General features: G+C 56.4%; 1 protein-coding gene and 1 pseudogene. Both read right to left on the bottom strand.

Annotated features, from left to right (window positions below):
• Positions 1-470: DUF3304 domain-containing protein (locus tag C6A77_RS25155; RefSeq protein ID WP_133295919.1), on the bottom strand; the 470-nt coding region annotated here is incomplete at its 3' end.
• Positions 458-589 (bottom strand): annotated as a pseudogene (locus C6A77_RS26065) (DUF3304 domain-containing protein); the annotation flags it as partial. The pseudogene C6A77_RS26065 and the gene C6A77_RS25155, both read right to left, overlap by 13 nt.

Raw genomic sequence — 589 nt, 5'->3', positions numbered from 1 at the left:
ATCGGGTACTCAGGGCTGCCGTAGGCGTAACAGGAGGTAGTGACCTGAATGTCATCACAGGGCAGGAAATGCACGGTGATGCCGCAGACTTTCTGGCCGGTGTAATCCGGGACGGCGACGACTTTGCTATGCCTGCGCTTTTGCGCCAGGATTTTCTTCTCCCAAGCTAAGAATTTGGCCCAGTCTTCGGTTCCAGGAAAATCTCCTGTACTTCCGGCACCCGTTTCCCAGTCTACCCGCACCATCAGCCCCGGATGCCAACGTTCTGGTGCACCGTAACAGCATCCCCCACCGCCGCCTTGATATGGGCCAATGATGTCAACGGCTGAACGGCCATCGACACTGAACCGGTTGATCGCCCAATGAGTATGGTTGACGCCATAGATCGCGCTGGCATCAACAGGTCGGGCGAGCATGAGCAGAGACAGGCCGGCATAGATGGTAATGACAATGCGATTCAACGAAGGCATGACTGCGGCTCCGGCAATTGCAGCGGGATTTTGATCGGGTACTCAGGGCTGCCGTAGGCGTAACAGGAGGTAGTGACCTGAATGTCATCACAGGGCAGGAAATGCACGGTAATGCCGCA

This window comes from Pseudomonas sp. AFG_SD02_1510_Pfu_092, assembly GCF_003331055.1.
GTDB lineage: Bacteria > Pseudomonadota > Gammaproteobacteria > Pseudomonadales > Pseudomonadaceae > Aquipseudomonas.
Note: the sequence above shows the minus strand (reverse complement) of the source record. Positions and strands in the feature narration are given on the sequence as shown.